Source organism: Chryseobacterium sp. HNCC26DJ240 (assembly GCF_057180485.1).
The window spans coordinates 401,472-417,899 of sequence record NZ_JBXUGK010000004.1 but is presented as its reverse complement, the minus strand read 5'-3'; the positions used below and the strand labels follow the sequence as shown (position 1 = coordinate 417,899).

Below are 16,428 nucleotides of genomic sequence, written 5' to 3'. Positions count from 1 at the left end.
GACTAATGGGAAACCGCCTTCAATCCAATCACAGAGCCAATTAATGTACAGATAAAAAATATCCTCCAGAAAGTTGCGGGATCTTTGAAAACCAAAATTCCAACCAAAGCAGTTCCTACAGCTCCGATACCTGTCCAAACAGCATAAGCGGTTCCAATGGGAAGAGTTTCTGTCGCTTTGATCAAAAGAAGCATCGAGATCGTAAGGCAAGCTAGAAATCCACCAAACCACCAATACATTTCGTTGCCTGAAGTTTCCTTTACTTTCCCGAGACATGAAGCAAACGCAACTTCAAATAATCCAGCAATGATTAAAATAATCCAGTTCATTTTTAAATAAATTTATCCCGCAAAATTGAGGTTTTAAAATCATTTAAAATTTTACAATTGTTAAAAAAAGTATTTACTCTAAAACCCTCAAACTCTCAAAATCTAAAACTCTCAAACCCTCCAACTCAATCACTTCATCTCCGCCCGAATCCTGCTCAAACTCACCTGCGACATTCCCAAATACGATGCAATATGCCCGAGCTGAACTCTCCGCAAAAGATAAGGTTTATCTCGCACCAAATCTTTATACCGTTCCAAAGCTGTTTTGTATTGTCTTGAAATAATCAGTTCTTCCGTTTTTATAAGTTCACGTTCCGCAAATTTTCTTCCCCAGTTGGCTATGTGAATGTCTTCATTAAATAAAGCTTTTAATTTTGAAGTTTCAAGCTGATACAGATCGCAATCTTCAAGCAATTCAATGCTTTCGTAACCGGGCTTTCCCTCCACATAACTTTTCATGGAAACAACAGGTTCGCCTTCAGTTCCAAACCAGAATGTAATATCATTATTTTCTGATGACGCGTAAGCACGGGCAATTCCCTTTTTTAAAAAATAAATGTAGGGAACAACTTTACCGGCTTTCATTAAACAGAAACTTTTAGGATAAGTTACTTCTGTAATATTCTGTATCAAATTTTCCTTTGAACTTTCAGGAAGCGGGTAGATTTTATCTATAATATTTTCTATGGTCATTGGGGTTCGGGTTACGGGTTACGTGGTTCGGGATGCAAGATTCGGTTTCCCGTCGGGATTTCGATTTGTATTCTAATTCAGTAAATTTTTTCATATTAAAATGTTAATCTGAATAATCATCCCGCACTTGACAACGCGCATTTTTATCTCGTAGCTCGAATCCCGCAACCCGCAGCTCTCCCCAAAATTAATCATTTTTAAACATCTAAAATGAATATTCACCCAAAGACCAATTTTGTTTTTACTAACTTTGCAAATCGTAATAAAATGCGAATTAAATTTTTTATATGCACAAAGCAGGATTTGTAAATATTGTTGGAAAGCCAAATGCCGGAAAATCTACCCTTTTGAATCAACTGATGGGAGAGAAGCTGGCAATTGTAACGCAAAAGGCTCAGACAACCAGACACAGAATTTTTGGAATTTATAATGAAGAAGACCTACAGATTGTATTTTCTGATACTCCCGGAGTTTTGGATCCAAAATACGGTTTGCAGGAAAAAATGATGGATTTTGTGAAAGATTCTCTTCAGGATGCAGACGTTTTTCTTTTCATAGTTGACGTTACCGATAAATCTGAACAGTCAGAATTTTTAATTGATAAACTAAATAAAATTCCGGTTCCGGTTTTACTACTTTTAAATAAAATCGACCAGACCAATCAGGAAGGTTTGGAAAAAATAGCTACTGAATGGCATGAAAGAATTCCTAAAGCTGAAATTCTTCCTATTTCTGCACTGAATGCTTTCAATATTGACGTTATTTTACCAAAATTAAAATCAATGTTGCCCGAAAGTCCGGCGTACTACGACAAAGATATGTACACCGACAAGCCTGAGCGTTTCTTCGTCAATGAAGCCATCAGAGAGAAAATTCTTTTGAATTATGATAAAGAAATTCCATATTCTGTGGAAGTTGTTACAGAAATGTTCAAGGAAAAAGAGGGAATTATCTTCATCGATTCTATCATTTACGTTGAAAGAGACACTCAGAAGGGAATTATCATCGGTCACAAAGGCGAGGCGATAAAAAAAGTTGGAACTGAAGCCAGAATTGATCTGGAAAAGTTCTTCTCCAAAAAAATTCACTTAAATCTTTTTGTAAAAGTGAAAAAAGACTGGCGGAAAAACGACAGGGATTTAAAGAATTTTGGTTACAGATAAACTAAAAACTCAATATCCATCGTTGTATTAGTACATTTTTTGCTATCTTTAAACTAAATTTTAAGTAGATGAGCTATCAAAATTTAAAAACTAGTCCGCTTATTTTGGATATTGTGCTTCTCGTCGTGAGATTATTCATAGGATTTGCTATGATCTCGCACGGTTATCCGAAACTTCAGACATTGATTGAAGGAGGCGATATCAAATTCTATGATTTTTTAGGTTTAGGTCCGAAAATTTCACTGGGACTTACCGTTTTCGCAGAATTTGTCTGTTCAATATTCATAATTCTTGGACTGTTTACAAAAATAGCTGCGGGTTTTCTTCTGTTCACCATGGGAATTGCCGCGTTTGTTGTTCACGGCGCCGACCCTTTTGATAAAAGAGAATTGAGTTTACTTTATCTCTCAATTTACGTTATCATTATCACACTCGGTGCAGGAAGATTTTCAGTCGACGGCATGATTGAAAAGCGCAGACGGGCTTCAGACTGGTAAAAGATTTTCAAAAACATAAAAAAATCCCGAAACTATACAATTTCGGGATTTCTTATTTTATATAATCTGATTTTCCAACATTTAAAATTCAAAAAGAATTTCAAATCTCAAACCTCAAATCTCAAATCATTACGCTAATTTCTGAGAATCTGCAACAAACTGAGCCAAACCGCTGTCTGTTAATGGATGCTTCAACAAACTCAAGATCGGAGGAAGTGGTGAAGTGATCACATCTGCACCAATTTTCGCACAGTCGATAATGTGCATTGAGTGACGGATCGAAGCTGCAAGAATTTCAGTATCATACATATAATTATCAAAAATCAATCTGATCTCCTGAATTAAATTCAAACCGTCTGTTGTAATATCATCCAGTCTTCCCAAAAACGGAGAAACGTAAGTTGCACCAGCTTTTGCAGCCAAAAGTGCCTGTCCTGGAGAGAAAATTAAGGTACAGTTGGTTTTGATGCCTTTGTCTGAAAAATATTTCAAAGCCTTGATACCATCTTTAATCATCGGGATTTTCACCACGATATTCGGGTGGATTGCTGCCAGTTCGTCTCCTTCTTTGATCATTTCTTCGTAAGTTGTTGAAAGAACTTCTGCAGAAATATCTCCGTCTACAATCTCGCAAATTGCTTTGTAGTGATTTTTGATGTCTTCAGCACCACGGATTCCCTCTTTTGCCATCAAAGACGGATTGGTTGTTACACCATCCAGAATTCCAAGGTCTTTTGCTTCTTTAATCTGCTCTAGGTTTGCAGTGTCGATAAAAAATTTCATTTCGTTAAATCTAGGTTTATTCCACAAAGATAAACAATCCGATGAAATGAATTTTCTTATGCTTTATGAATTATCAGTTTTAAGTATCTTTGTTAATACAGAATTATTCTCAAACACTTTTTTCTCGGGAAAAAATGTAATTAAATTTGAAAATGAACATTATCCTTGCCTCGACATCCACGCTTTTCGGTGGAAATTACCTGGAATATTTAAAAGAAGAATTAATCCAATTATACAAAGGGATCGACGAGATTGTCTTTATTCCCTTTGCCAGACCCGGCGGAATTTCGCATGACGATTATACTGACAAAGCAATATCTTTCTTTGAAACTATCAACATCAAAGTAAAAGGTCTTCATGAATTTGAAAATAAAACGGAAGCTTTAAACAATGCAAAAGGCTATTTTACGGGTGGCGGAAACACTTTTCTTTTGGTTAAAACGTTGCATGAAGAAAACCTTATGTCAGTTTTAAAACAAAACATAGAAAGCGGAACACCTTATCTTGGTTGCAGTGCAGGAAGCAATATCGGTGGACAGAATATGAAAACCACCAACGATATGCCGATTGTTTATCCACCAAGTTTCGATTGCATGGGATTGGTTCCGTTCAATATTAATCCACATTATCTGGATCCAAATCCTGAACTAAAACATAATGGAGAAACCAGAGAAACAAGAATTAAGGAATTTTTGACTCAAAATAACATCAAAGTTGTCGGACTTCGGGAAGGAAACTGGATTAGAAGACACGGTGATAAAATTACAGTTGAAGGAAGCGAACTGACCAGAATTTTTGAAAAGGGAAAAGAGCCCTATGAAATTGAAATAGGAACCAATTTGTAATTTAACTACTTTAGAAAATTACAATATTAAAATTGTTATGCTGAGCGAAACTGATGCATTATCCAGTATAATTAAATATCATCAAATGAGAACTACCATTGCTGCTTTTACCATTGCCACACAACTGTTTTTTGCTCAGAATATCAGCCAAAAGCTCGATGATGCAACAAAAAATCTGATGAATTCCTCAACAGCAGTTTCATCGAATTTATCATTTTATGTAGCTGATGAAAGTGGAAATTTGATTTACGAATATCAGGGAAGTAAAGGACTTTCAACAGCTTCAACGCAGAAAATTTTCACGGCGGCTGCGGCTCTGGAAGTTTTAGGTAAAAAATATACCTACAAAACAACATCTTCCTATTCAGGAACCGTTTCAGGAGGAAATTTAAATGGAAATCTTTTCATCACTTCCAACGGAGATCCCACCTTAGGCAGCTGGAGATATGAAGGGTATAAACCTGAGAATTTTAAACAAAAACTTTTGGATGCCATTAAAAAATCTGGTATTACAAAAATTTCAGGTGATTTGATTATAGATGATTCTTATTTTGACCATCAGACGATTCCCGGAGGCTGGCCTTGGGATGATTTGGGGAATTATTACGGAGCAGGAGTCTGGGGATTGAACTGGCGTGAAAATCAGTTTGATATCAACATCAACGGAACAGATTTTAAGAACTTTTCTTATCCATTGGAAGATGTAAAGTGGCTGAACGATTTGAAAGCGACCGGAAGCTCCGATCAAAGTTTGATTTTTACTGCACCATATTCTGATGTTGCTTTAATTAACGGAAATCTGCCTGCAGGAAAAGTGACAACGGTCTCAGGTTCTGTTCCCAATCCTCCTTTGCAGTTAGGTGTGGAAGTTGAGAAGTGGCTGAAAGATTCAGGAATTATAATTTCAGGCAAAGTACTTACAAATACTCAGTTGGAAATTGATGGAAAGAAAATTTTGAAAACTCCTGAAAAAAACGTAATTCTCATTTACGAATCGCCGACTTTAGACAAAATTGTTTACTGGTTCTTGAGAAAATCCGTGAATTTATATGGGGAAAATTTAATTAAAACCTTAGGCAAAGAAAAAAAAGGCAATCCTAGTTTTAAAAGCGGAATTTCTTATCTGAAAGAATTCTGGAAATCCAAAGGAATCAATCCCAATATGATTAATTTTGCTGATGGAAGCGGGCTTTCACCTCAAAACTATGTCTCTGCAAAAGCGGAAGTTCAGGCTTTGATTTATGCTAAAAAACAACCGTGGTTTGAAACCTATTACGATGGATTTCCCACTCAGGATAACGGCATGAAAATGAAAAGCGGAACGATGCGCGACACAAAATCCTATGCAGGTTTTCATACTTCTAAAGACGGAAAAAAATATGTTTACGCCATTATCATCAATAATTATCAGGAAAGCGGAAGTTCAGAACTGCAGAAAATTCTTAATGTTTTAAAATAACAAATGAAAAACCGCCCTTTTTTAGCCAGGATCAGCAACTGGATTGTCTTTACCATACTCACCGTGATCGTTGTGGCGCTTATCGTTTCATCCAATATCCTGATTAATAATCTCAGAAATAAGGAAGCGGAACGAATTAAGGTATTTGCCACTGCAATAAAAATTATGCAGGGAAACAAGCAGACAAGCTCTGAAACCCAGGAATTGGTGTTTGCAATTTTAACCGAAAACGATCAGATTCCTACGATTTTAACTGACGAAAATAAAAACCCCTTTATTTTTGAAGGAAGTTCAAGAAATATTCCGCAGGAAATTTTAGACAATCCCGAAGAGTTGAAAAAGCTTATCGTCAAAATGGAAAGCAACTACGCACCTTTCGAAATTGAAATTGCCGAAGGTGACAAACAGTTGGTTTTTTATGATAACTCAAAGTTGCTCAGCGATTTACGATATTACCCTTACTTTTTAGGACTTTTCATCATTGCTTATCTCGCTTTTATTTTCTGGTTTTTGAGAACTATTAAAAAGACTGATGAAGGCTATCTTTGGGCAGGTTTGGCGAAAGAAACGGCACACCAAATAGGTACGCCGCTCTCATCGATGATTGGCTGGATGGAAATTATGAAACTTGAAACGCCCGATTCTGATGGCGTAAAAGAAATCGAAAAAGATATCGAAAGACTGAGAACCATCTCCGAAAGATTCTCGAAAATAGGGTCAGTTCCTGAGCTGAATGATATGAATCTGAATGCAACAATCACAGAAAATTACGATTATTTGAAAACAAGAATTTCAAAAAAAGTAGATTTCAGTCTCAATCTTCCAAATTATCCGATTTTGGTTCCGCATAATAAAATTCTGATCAGCTGGGTAATTGAAAACCTTGTTAAAAATGCTGTTGATGCTATGAAAGGCGAAGGAAAACTCCAAATCTGGATGCTGGGCAAAAATAAAAATATTCTCATTGAAGTGAAAGATAATGGAAGCGGAATGACGCACAATCAGGCGAGAAATGCTTTCAAACCTGGTTATTCCACAAAAAAGAGAGGTTGGGGTTTAGGTTTAAGTCTTGCAAAAAGAGTAGTGCAGGAGTATCACAATGGCGATATTAAAATTTCTCAGACAGAAATCGGGAAAGGAACGACCTTCAGAATTTCAATCAGAAAATAATTTAAGCAATCATTAATTTATTGTCAAAAGCAAAATACAAAAAGCAAAAAAAATCACTATTTTTGAAGCATGATTACAGCAAAAAATATTCGTAAATCATACGGAAGTTTAGAAGTTTTAAAAGGGGTAGACCTTCACATCAAAGCGGGTGAAGTAGTCTCTATTGTTGGGGAATCCGGTGCTGGAAAGTCTACGCTTCTGCAGATTCTGGGTACTTTAGATAGTCCTACAATTCCTAAAGACAGCAGTACCGAAATCACAATTGCGGGTGAATCTTTCATCAACATGACCGATAAGCAGATTTCAAAATTCAGAAATCAGAATATTGGTTTTGTATTTCAGTTTCATCAGCTTTTACCGGAATTTACTGCACTGGAAAACGTTTTGATTCCTACAAAAATCGCTGGAGCAAATGAAAGAGAGTCTATAGAAAAAGCAGAATCTATTTTTCATGATCTGAAAATAGAACACCGTCTGGATCATAAGCCGGGCCAGCTTTCTGGTGGTGAAGCTCAGCGTGTAGCAGTTGCAAGAGCATTAATCAACTCTCCAAAAATTATTTTTGCAGACGAACCGACGGGGAATTTAGATTCTAAAAATGCAGACGATTTACACAGATTGTTTTTTGATTTGAGAGATAAATACAACCAAACTTTTGTGATCGTGACTCACAATCCAAATCTTGCAGAAATTACAGACAGAAAACTCGTGATGGTAGACGGTTTAATTGTAGAATAAAATATGCTTAGAAATTTTCTTTTCTTTCTGATTTTGTTTTTGGCAAGCTGTGAAGGCAATTCACAGACTTCCGCTGTGCAGATTCCAAAAGAGAAAATTACTGAGGTGAAAAGTTTTATTAAAGACAGAAATTACAATCAGGATTTGGCTGTTTTTATTAATTTTAAAATAAAATCGGGAAAATACAGATATTTTGTCTACGATCTCAAGAAAGATAAAATTCTGCAGTCGGCAATAGTTTCGCACGGATCAGGCTCAAACAGCAGAGTGTACGGAGAGCTGAAATTCAGCAATACCGAAAATTCCTATCAATCTTCGTTGGGGAAATATGAAATTAAAGAATCTTATTCCGGACAATTCGGGAAATCATACCGTTTGGACGGTTTAGATAAAACCAACAGCAATGCGAGAAGCCGCGCTATCGTAATTCACTCTTTAGATTGCGTACCGGATGCAGAATCTGAAGATCCGGCCTGCCTGAGTTTGGGTTGCCCAATGCTGTCACCAAAAGCACTTAAGCAAACGGCAAAGTATATCGACGGTGCCGCAAAGACGATAATTTTGTATGCTTTTTATTAATTTAAATTCACCAGATGTCTATTAAATTTTTAGCAGAAGATGACAGACCGAGAGAGAAATTTTTACTGAAAGGTAAGAATTCACTTTCCGATTCTGAACTTTTGGCCATCATTATGGGTAGCGGAAGCAGAGACGAAACGGCAGTAGAATTAGCTAGAAAAATATTGGCTTCGGTGGATAACAGCTGGCATCAGCTGAGTTTACTGACTATTAAAGATTTAACAAAATTTAAAGGCGTTGGTGAAGTAAAAGCCATTTCTATTGCAACAGCATTGGAAATCGGACGAAGAAGAGCTGCACAGGAAATTCCCGATAAGCCACAAATCACAAGCAGCAAAGCGGCTTATGATGTCTTGAAAATTCATTTATCTGATTTGAGAACTGAAGAATTCTGGGCTTTATTTTTAAACCAAAACAATAAAGTGGTACATCTTGCACAGCTCACTCAAGGCGGCATCAGTCAGTCTTTGGTTGATCTCAGGATTTTATTTAAAATTGCAATGGATCATTTCGCTACGGGAATTATCGTTTCGCATAATCATCCATCAGGAAATTTAAAACCAAGTCAGGAAGACATCAGTATTACAAAAAAAATTAAAGAAGCGGGAGATCTTTTAACTATTCAGCTTTTAGACCACTTAATTATAACTCAAAACTCTTATTTAAGTTTTGCAGATGAAGGTTTGATATGATTAAAAGAGTAAAATACCAAGAAATTGATTTTGAGAAATATTCTCAATGCCTGGAAAATTCTGCACAAAGAAAATACTCTGTGACAAAACAGTTTTTAGATCTTACATCTGGTAAAAGATGGGAACTGTTGGTTTATGGAGATTATGAAGCGGTAATGCCGATTCCGTTTGTGATGAAATTGGGCTTTAAAATCGTGCAGAATCCTAAGCTTTGTCAGCAGCTTGGAATTTTTTCGAAGGAAAATTCACAGGACTTGAATGATCAGTTTTTTAAATTTTTAATGGATGAATACGTTGTGAGATTATATGCTTTCAATGACGGCAACAAACTTTCGCCAAATTTAAAGACTAAGAAAAACTATCTGATGATGCCTAATTCGTATGAAAAGGTTTATTCAGGATATTCACCCAAAAGAAAGCGAAAGTTAAGGCTTGATCCGGAATTTGAGACAGAAACGGAAATTAAAGCTGTCAGTTTTAAACAGGCTGAAAATTTTATCAGAGAAAACATAAAGGGTGGCGGAAAAATAAACGATGTTGAAAAATACATCAGTTTATTTTCAAGATTTTATTCAGAAAAGATTCTGGAATTTCATGCTTTTTATTTTAAGAAAGAAATTATAAATCTTATTGCAACGTATCAGGATAATAAAACCGTTGCGCTTTTGGGAACTTTTAATGATCCGAATTTCGTGAAATTCTCAGGAGCATCAGTACTTATTGATTATATGATGAAAAGAACGATTGATATTAAAATCTTTGATTTTGAAGGTGGCGATCTTCCCAGTTTAGACGAATTTTTCAGAGGCTTCAGACCGGAAATGAAACCTTATTCTTATATTTTAAACAGTAAAAAAGAATTGGCAAAACTTTTAATTAAAAAATATTTAAAAATCTAAAATGAAGTACTGTGCTTTTCTCCGTGGCGTAAACGTAAAAGGAACCAACATGAAAATGGCTGATGTCTGCAAAGTCTTTGTGGATGCGGGAATGACTAATGTAAATTCAGTTTTGGCTTCAGGAAATATTATTTTTTCTTCTGATAAAACGGAATCTGATTTAAAACTAATTCTTGAAAAAGCCATGTCTCAACATTTCAGGTATGAGGCTTTTCTTTTCATTAAAAGTCAGAATGATGTTGAGGATTTTTGGAACAGCAATCCTTTTCAGAAGAATGACAATTTGCATATTTATGGTTTTGTCTGCAATGAAAATTTTGAGAAAACTTTAATGGCTGAATTTGAAAATTCTTTGAAAGCTGAAAATGAAGATGCAAAAATTGAAAATGGAATTTTCTACTGGCAGGTTCCGAAAGGAAATACTTTAGATTCGACTTTCGGTAAGATTTTAGGTAAAAAAAGCATGAAAGATCAATTTACCAGCAGAAATTTGAATACTTTTGAGAAGGTCATCAAAAAAATGACTTAATTTTTATGTATTTTTACTGAACTTTTTTAATTAAATAAAAATGATTCAGTACTTAGAAAACATACACCACAAAGATTCCAAAAACTTTTTCTTAATCGCCGGCCCGTGCATTATCGAGGGCGAAGATATGGCGCTCAGAATTGCCGAAAAAGTTTTGGAATTAACCAACAAATATGAAATTCCTTATATCTTTAAAGGAAGTTTTAAAAAAGCGAATCGAAGCAGAGTAGATTCTTTTACTACGATTGGTGAAGAAAAATCTCTGGAAATCTTAAAAAAAGTTGGTGAAACTTTCAATATTCCCACCACAACAGATATTCACGAAAATGAACATGCAGCTTTGGCAGCACAATATGTTGATGTTCTTCAAATTCCCGCATTCTTAGTTCGCCAGACCGATCTTTTGGTTGCAGCAGCTGAAACCGGAAAATGTGTTTCTCTTAAAAAAGGACAATTTCTTTCTCCGGAATCAATGAAATTTGCGGTCGAAAAAATCACAGATTCCAACAACGAAAAAGTAGCAATTATTGAAAGAGGAAATTCTTTCGGATACACAGATTTAATCGTAGATTACAGAGGAATTCCTACGATGAGAAATTATGCTCCCGTAATTTTGGATGTTACGCATTCTCTACAACAACCTAATCAAAGTTCAGGAGTTACAGGCGGTAGACCGGAATTAATAGAAACTGTTGCCAAAGCAGGAATTGCCGTGGGCGCAGACGGAATTTTCATTGAAACCCACCCAACTCCGGAAACTGCTTTATCTGATGGAGCCAATATGCTGAGACTCGATCTTTTGGAAGATTTACTTCAAAAACTGACAAGAGTAAGGGAAGCGATTTTGTAGATTGGCGGGATGATGGAAGCTGGATGTTCGCTGGTTTCTACAAAGACTTTTACGATAAATTCTGATTTTTTTATGTTTAAAAAACTTTTTTTCCTGTTTTTATTTTCAATATTTTTTTGGTCTTCGGCTCAGAAAACAGATTCTTTGCAGATAGATTTTCCGGAAAAGTATAAACTGAAATTGGCAAATTTCAAGGAAAATATGCAGATGAAAGTGCTGGAATACATTCCTGAAAACGAAAACTGGGAAAATTACAGCGTCATCATCACGAAGCTGACGATGAAAAATACAGCGTCACTTCCTCTACAGACTTTATTTGAATACCATAAAAAAATGGCTGAAGAAAAAGTCAATAATCTCACAATTACCGAGATTTCAAAAAACAAAGAGGGAGAAAAAGAATTTAAACTTTTCACTATGGAAGCTGATGCCTACAAGGATTCTTCGGGTACAGAATCGCAGGTTTATTATTTTGTGAAAGGAGATCAAGACATTATCCTGTGTATTGCAGCTGTTAAACAAAAAAAACTTCCTGCCGAATTTGTTGATGAATGGTCAAAAATTTTTCTTAAAAGTCAGTTTATAAAATAAAATTTAATAATTTCACGTTCCGAAATCTTAAAGCATTTCTATTGAAAAAACTAGTTCTACCACTCGGTCTTATCCTTCCGATACTTGCGTTTTCGCAGGTAAAAAAGAAAGACACTGTAAAAGTCACCAATATTGAGGAAGTTGTATTCCAGAAAAAAGATAAAGGGAAAACAAATGATCTTACTTCGGTAAGAATTTCGGCAAGAGATGCACAAAATGTGGCGAGTATTTCGGGCGGTATAGAAGGTTTGATTAAAACTTTACCTTCCGTCAACTCCAACACCGAACTTTCTTCACAATACATGGTGCGTGGTGGAAATTACGATGAAAACCTTATTTATATCAATGATATTGAGATTTACAGACCTTTTTTGATCAGAAATTCTCAACAGGAAGGTTTGAGTATCATTAATCCCGATATGGTTTCCACGGTCAATTTTTCAGCAGGTGGTTTTGAACCGAGATATGGTGATAAAATGTCGTCAGCATTAAATATTTATTACCGCGAGCCTGAAAAATCTGAGGTTTCCGGTGAAGCAAGTTTAATCGGTGGAAGACTGACCGCTGGTTTAGCTTCAAAAAATAAAAAACTGACCGCATTATTTTCAGGAAGATACAGAAATACCAATCTGGTTCTGAATACTTTAAATGAAGACACAGATTTTAATCCGAAATATTACGATTTTCAGTCTTACATCAACTACCATTTCAACGATAAATTATCACTTTCGTTCATAGGATTTTATTCTAAGAACGATTACGAAATGATTCCTAAAGAAAGGGAAGTCAATTTTGGATCTGTAAGTCAGCCAATCAATTTAAACGTTTTTTATAACGGTAGAGAAAACGATGCTTACAAAAACATGATGGGAACGGTTTCTTTAAACTACAAACCATCAGAAAAGTGGAGATTTACATTGGATAGTTTCGCTTACCAAAACCGTGAAAGAGAATATTATACGATTGCATCGAGCTATATTTTGCAGACTTTTGATCCGATTACAGGAGCTCCGGTGACTTCCTACGATGTGGGCGGACAGATTGAGCATGCTAGAAATGATCTGTTTGTAAGAACCTACGGAACTCAGTTGAGAACTAAATTTTCTCCAAACGTAAACACAGATATTGAGTTTGGATTTAAATTTGAAAAAGAAAATCTTCAGGATTTGACCAACGAATGGAAACTGGTGGATTCTTCAGGTTACAGTGTTCCGACAATGCCTTTTGATCCCAGATTTCCTGATGCTTCAGATTTAGATTTATTTTACAGTATTTCAGGGAAAAATCACATTCAGCCAACGAGAGTTTCGGTTTACGGGCAGTATTCTCAGAAGTTTTATTGGGGTGCCAGCAAGGTTTTCATCAATGCCGGAGCTAGAGTAGCGCACTGGAGTTTTAATAATGAAACGATTTTCTCGCCCAGAGCACAGTTTGCCATAAAACCGGAATGGAATGCAGATATGCTCTTCACTTTATCTGGAGGTATTTATTACCAGGCACCTTTTTACAAGGAAATTAAAGATTTAAATGGAAATTTTAATTCAAATATTAAATCTCAAAGATCAATTCAGGCGATTCTGAAAAACGATTACGAGTTTACCTTTGAAGACAGACCTTTCAAGCTGACAACAGAATTGTACTATAAAAAAATGGACAATCTGATTCCTTATTACATGGATAATGTGAGGATCAGATATTCAGGTGAAAATAATGCAACAGGCTATGCTTATGGTATCGACACCAGACTTTTCGGAGAATTTGTTCCGGGAATTGATAGCTGGTTATCGGCAAGTTATGCAAGAGTTTTCGAAAATATTGACGGAAGAGGAAACATTCCGAGACCGACAGACCAACGATTTAGATTTGCGATGTTTTATCAGGATTATATGCCGAAATTTCCTTCGATGCGTGTAAATTTAACCCTAACTTATGCTATGGGATTACCCAATGGAGCTCCGGTTTTCACAGATCCTTATCAGTATCAGAAGACTTTACCTTCATACAAAAGAGTAGATTTAGGTTTGTCTAAAGTTTTCATCGATAGAAAAGACAAAAAGAAAACGTATGGATTCTGGGGTAATTTTGAGGAACTGATTTTAGGAGTTCAGGTTTTTAATGCCTTCAATATTAACAATACCGTTTCTAACCAATGGATTACAGATTCCAATACAAGTTTGATGTATCCGGTTCCGGTGAGACTTACAGGAAGATTTTTTAATGTAAAACTTGAGTTTAAAATTAAATAATAAAATATGAAAACAAAATTTTTAGTTTTTGCTTTGGCTTTTTGCTCAGCACTGTTTTTTGGTCAGACTAAGAAAAATGCGCAGGTTTCAAAGCTTTATCAGAATTATATCGCTGTAAAAAACGCTTTGGCATCAGACAGCTCCACAAAAGCGGCAATTTCAGCCGCCGAATTTCTTAAATCACTGTCAGCAATAGACTCAAACACTTTAAGTGCAGCGACTATGAGCCAATTAAAAGATAACGCCAAATTCATTTCAGCGACAAAAGATATCAAAGCTCAGCGTGAAAAGTTTGAGAATATTTCAGATCAGATGATTGATATTTCGAAGACATACAAATTAGCAGATAAAACGGTTTATCTTCAATATTGCCCGATGGCTGATGCAGGTTGGTTAAGCAACGAAAGTAAAATCGTAAATCCTTATTACGGTAGTTCGATGCTCAGCTGTGGTAAAGTTCAGCAGGAAATAAAATAAGAAGTTTTTTCTAAACCATACAATACAAAAAGTCCGTCTTACAATCTGTTAAGGCGGATTTTTTATTTTTATGATTATTCTTAAAAATTTATAATTAGGGTAGAGATTTTTGATACGATGATTTAAATCTAAATCTAAGTTTCATCGATTGTAAACTAAAATATAAACATAAAAAATCCTCAGAAATATCTGTTTTCTGAGGATTTTTTTCAATTTAAATATGATGTGAATGATGAAATTATGATTGTAATTAAACAAACTTTATGCCATCCAAATTCTATTGATACCTTTTATGTTCTTTCTGTTTGGCAAATTTTCTGGTAATCGGTTTTAGCAAAACTTTATATTTTTCTGCATCAAATAACTGAGAATCGGTAAGCGCTTTATACGTCATCCAAACTCCGAAAGGAAACAGGATAATATTGGGAAGCCACGCTGCTAAATAAGGATTTATTTTCCCGCCCCACGCTGCATTCTCAAAACCAACATTGATTACATAAAATATGATGAATATAACGATGGCAATAATCACAGGAAGACCCATTCCACCTTTTCTGATGATCGATCCTAAACTTGCCCCAATCATAAAGAAAATTATACAGGTGAAAGAGTAGGTGAGGATCCTCTGTTGATAAATAATGACTTTGTTGAAGTACTTTATGCTTGGATTCAGCTCATTGTCTTTGTTTTCAAGACTGCTCTTAAGATTATCCAAACGATTGTACCCATTAAAAATAAGATCGAGTTTTTTAGCAGATTTAATTGTGTCAATTTTGTATTGTGCTTTCACAGGAGCTTTCACTTTGTTCTTATCCATATAGCTCACCACCGAGCTGGTTTGGGAAATAAGTTCAGAAGTCATATTATCGGCAAGTCTGTTGTTGTTTTTTTGTGTGGTTGCGATGGTAGAATTCACTTCCGTATAACTCTGGAATCGATAATCATCCGTAATTTGCTCTTTTTCAATAGCTTTATTAATGAGCTCTGCAATATCGAAATGCACCGTTAATGTATCAAATTTAATCGCTTGATCAGGTTGTTTCACACGCACATTTTCTCCTTTTCCGGCATAGCTGTCTTCAAAAATATAACCGTTAAATAAAAGTAATTTTAAGTAAGCACGGTTGGCTGCCGGTACAAATTCTCCCTTTTCAGCGACAATAGATTGTTGATTGTCGAAAGTATTGGCTTTCTTGTGAATAAAAACTCCTTCCAGTTTTTCTGTATTTTCACCTTCCACTTTATCAAATTTCACCATATATCCTGGAATTTGATCAATAAACTGCCCGGGTGTAAAATTAAGTGCCGGTTTTGCCTGAGCGATATTAAAAAGCATATTTTTTGCCTTCCGCTGAAAATCAGGAACCACATTATTTGAAAAGAAAAACAACATGATTGCCAGAACGGTTGCAACACCAAATAGTGGCATCATCACTCTGGTTAATGAGATTCCTGCAGCTTTCATGGCAGCCAGTTCATATCTTTCACCAAATTCTCCGAAAGACATGATGCTCGCCAAAAGTATAGTAAGAGGCAAAACCATCGTAATTACATTGACTCCGAGATAAAACAACAGTTTTAAAATCTGAAATGTACTTAACCCCTTACCCATAAACTGCCCCAGCTGAATCCAGACAATGTTGACAATAAAAATAAAAAACAGCACACTGAATATAAAAAAGAAAGGCCCGAAAAAGGTCTTAATAATGTATCGGTCTAAAATTTTAAACATAGAGCAAATTTATAAAAAAACAAAAGATTAATACTGATAAAATGTAATGACTGAATTTTTGTTTCAGAAAAATTACTTTAGAAACAAATTTGCTATAAATAAGTTTTATTGAAAAGTGTGTCAATTTTAAATTTTGTTAAAATAAATTCATTTATA

At 35.3% G+C, this 16,428-nt stretch carries 18 protein-coding genes; 14 read left to right on the top strand and 4 right to left on the bottom strand.

From position 1 onward, the window contains the following. Nucleotides 1–2 precede the first annotated feature (2 nt). Nucleotides 3–329, bottom strand: a complete 327-nt coding sequence (locus tag AC2A1G_RS10475; protein WP_056030142.1) for a DMT family transporter — start codon at nucleotides 327–329, stop codon at nucleotides 3–5. Nucleotides 330–458: 129 nt separating this feature from the next. Continuing rightward, on the bottom strand, nucleotides 459–1,022 hold the full coding sequence (locus AC2A1G_RS10470) for a Crp/Fnr family transcriptional regulator (protein WP_484046860.1): 564 nt from the start codon (nucleotides 1,020–1,022) through the stop codon (nucleotides 459–461). Nucleotides 1,023–1,309: 287 nt separating this feature from the next. On the opposite strand from AC2A1G_RS10470, the gene era reads away from it, so the two are divergent. Together era and AC2A1G_RS10460 are read left to right on the top strand one after the other, a co-directional pair. After that, nucleotides 1,310–2,185: a GTPase Era gene (gene era, locus AC2A1G_RS10465; protein WP_262147215.1), complete on the top strand. Its 876-nt coding sequence runs from the start codon at nucleotides 1,310–1,312 to the stop codon at nucleotides 2,183–2,185. 68 nt (nucleotides 2,186–2,253) lie between these two features. Further along, nucleotides 2,254–2,682 carry a DoxX family protein gene (locus AC2A1G_RS10460; protein ID WP_484046859.1) on the top strand — a complete coding sequence of 143 codons (429 nt, stop codon included), beginning with the start codon at nucleotides 2,254–2,256 and terminating at the stop codon, nucleotides 2,680–2,682. A gap of 129 nt (nucleotides 2,683–2,811) precedes the next feature. On the opposite strand, the gene fsa is transcribed toward AC2A1G_RS10460, so the two are convergent. After that, a complete protein-coding gene (gene fsa / locus AC2A1G_RS10455) occupies nucleotides 2,812–3,465 on the bottom strand; it encodes a fructose-6-phosphate aldolase (RefSeq protein WP_484046858.1) in 654 nt (217 codons plus the stop codon). A 152-nt stretch (nucleotides 3,466–3,617) separates the two neighbouring features. Between fsa and pepE the strand changes: the two genes are divergently transcribed. The 12 genes from pepE to AC2A1G_RS10395 all read left to right on the top strand — a co-directional run bounded on the left by pepE (nucleotide 3,618) and on the right by AC2A1G_RS10395 (nucleotide 14,540). Next, complete coding sequence (gene pepE, locus AC2A1G_RS10450) at nucleotides 3,618–4,310, top strand: dipeptidase PepE (protein WP_484046857.1); 693 nt, start codon at nucleotides 3,618–3,620, stop codon at nucleotides 4,308–4,310. 85 nt (nucleotides 4,311–4,395) lie between these two features. Further along, a complete protein-coding gene (dacB, locus tag AC2A1G_RS10445) occupies nucleotides 4,396–5,769 on the top strand; it encodes a D-alanyl-D-alanine carboxypeptidase/D-alanyl-D-alanine endopeptidase (RefSeq protein WP_484046856.1) in 1,374 nt (457 codons plus the stop codon). A gap of 3 nt (nucleotides 5,770–5,772) precedes the next feature. Further along, nucleotides 5,773–6,939 (top strand): sensor histidine kinase, encoded by a 1,167-nt coding sequence (locus AC2A1G_RS10440; protein WP_484046855.1) that lies wholly within the window; start codon nucleotides 5,773–5,775, stop codon nucleotides 6,937–6,939. A 69-nt stretch (nucleotides 6,940–7,008) separates the two neighbouring features. Further along, on the top strand, nucleotides 7,009–7,677 hold the full coding sequence (locus tag AC2A1G_RS10435; protein ID WP_484046854.1) for an ABC transporter ATP-binding protein: 669 nt from the start codon (nucleotides 7,009–7,011) through the stop codon (nucleotides 7,675–7,677). A gap of 3 nt (nucleotides 7,678–7,680) precedes the next feature. After that, nucleotides 7,681–8,256, top strand: a complete 576-nt coding sequence (locus AC2A1G_RS10430; RefSeq protein ID WP_484046853.1) for a murein L,D-transpeptidase catalytic domain-containing protein — start codon at nucleotides 7,681–7,683, stop codon at nucleotides 8,254–8,256. Between the two features lie 14 nt (nucleotides 8,257–8,270). Beyond that, nucleotides 8,271–8,948, top strand: coding sequence for a RadC family protein (radC, locus tag AC2A1G_RS10425; RefSeq protein ID WP_484046852.1), 678 nt, complete (start codon nucleotides 8,271–8,273; stop codon nucleotides 8,946–8,948). Continuing rightward, entirely contained in the window at nucleotides 8,945–9,847 is a 903-nt protein-coding gene (locus AC2A1G_RS10420; protein ID WP_484046851.1) for a hypothetical protein, read from the top strand. Before radC ends, AC2A1G_RS10420 begins: the two co-directional genes overlap by 4 nt. Nucleotide 9,848: 1 nt before the next feature. Then, nucleotides 9,849–10,376, top strand: a complete 528-nt coding sequence (locus AC2A1G_RS10415) for a DUF1697 domain-containing protein (protein ID WP_484046850.1) — start codon at nucleotides 9,849–9,851, stop codon at nucleotides 10,374–10,376. Between the two features lie 40 nt (nucleotides 10,377–10,416). Next, nucleotides 10,417–11,226, top strand: a complete 810-nt coding sequence (gene kdsA / locus AC2A1G_RS10410; RefSeq protein ID WP_262147239.1) for a 3-deoxy-8-phosphooctulonate synthase — start codon at nucleotides 10,417–10,419, stop codon at nucleotides 11,224–11,226. A 72-nt stretch (nucleotides 11,227–11,298) separates the two neighbouring features. Then, entirely contained in the window at nucleotides 11,299–11,817 is a 519-nt protein-coding gene (locus AC2A1G_RS10405) for a hypothetical protein (RefSeq protein WP_484046849.1), read from the top strand. A 41-nt stretch (nucleotides 11,818–11,858) separates the two neighbouring features. Beyond that, nucleotides 11,859–14,063, top strand: coding sequence for a TonB-dependent receptor plug domain-containing protein (locus tag AC2A1G_RS10400; protein WP_484046848.1), 2,205 nt, complete (start codon nucleotides 11,859–11,861; stop codon nucleotides 14,061–14,063). A gap of 6 nt (nucleotides 14,064–14,069) precedes the next feature. Then, nucleotides 14,070–14,540: a DUF3347 domain-containing protein gene (locus AC2A1G_RS10395; protein ID WP_484046847.1), complete on the top strand. Its 471-nt coding sequence runs from the start codon at nucleotides 14,070–14,072 to the stop codon at nucleotides 14,538–14,540. A 277-nt stretch (nucleotides 14,541–14,817) separates the two neighbouring features. Here AC2A1G_RS10395 and AC2A1G_RS10390 read toward each other — a convergent pair whose 3' ends face one another. Next, entirely contained in the window at nucleotides 14,818–16,272 is a 1,455-nt protein-coding gene (locus AC2A1G_RS10390; protein ID WP_484046846.1) for an LptF/LptG family permease, read from the bottom strand. Nucleotides 16,273–16,428: the final 156 nt, after the last annotated feature.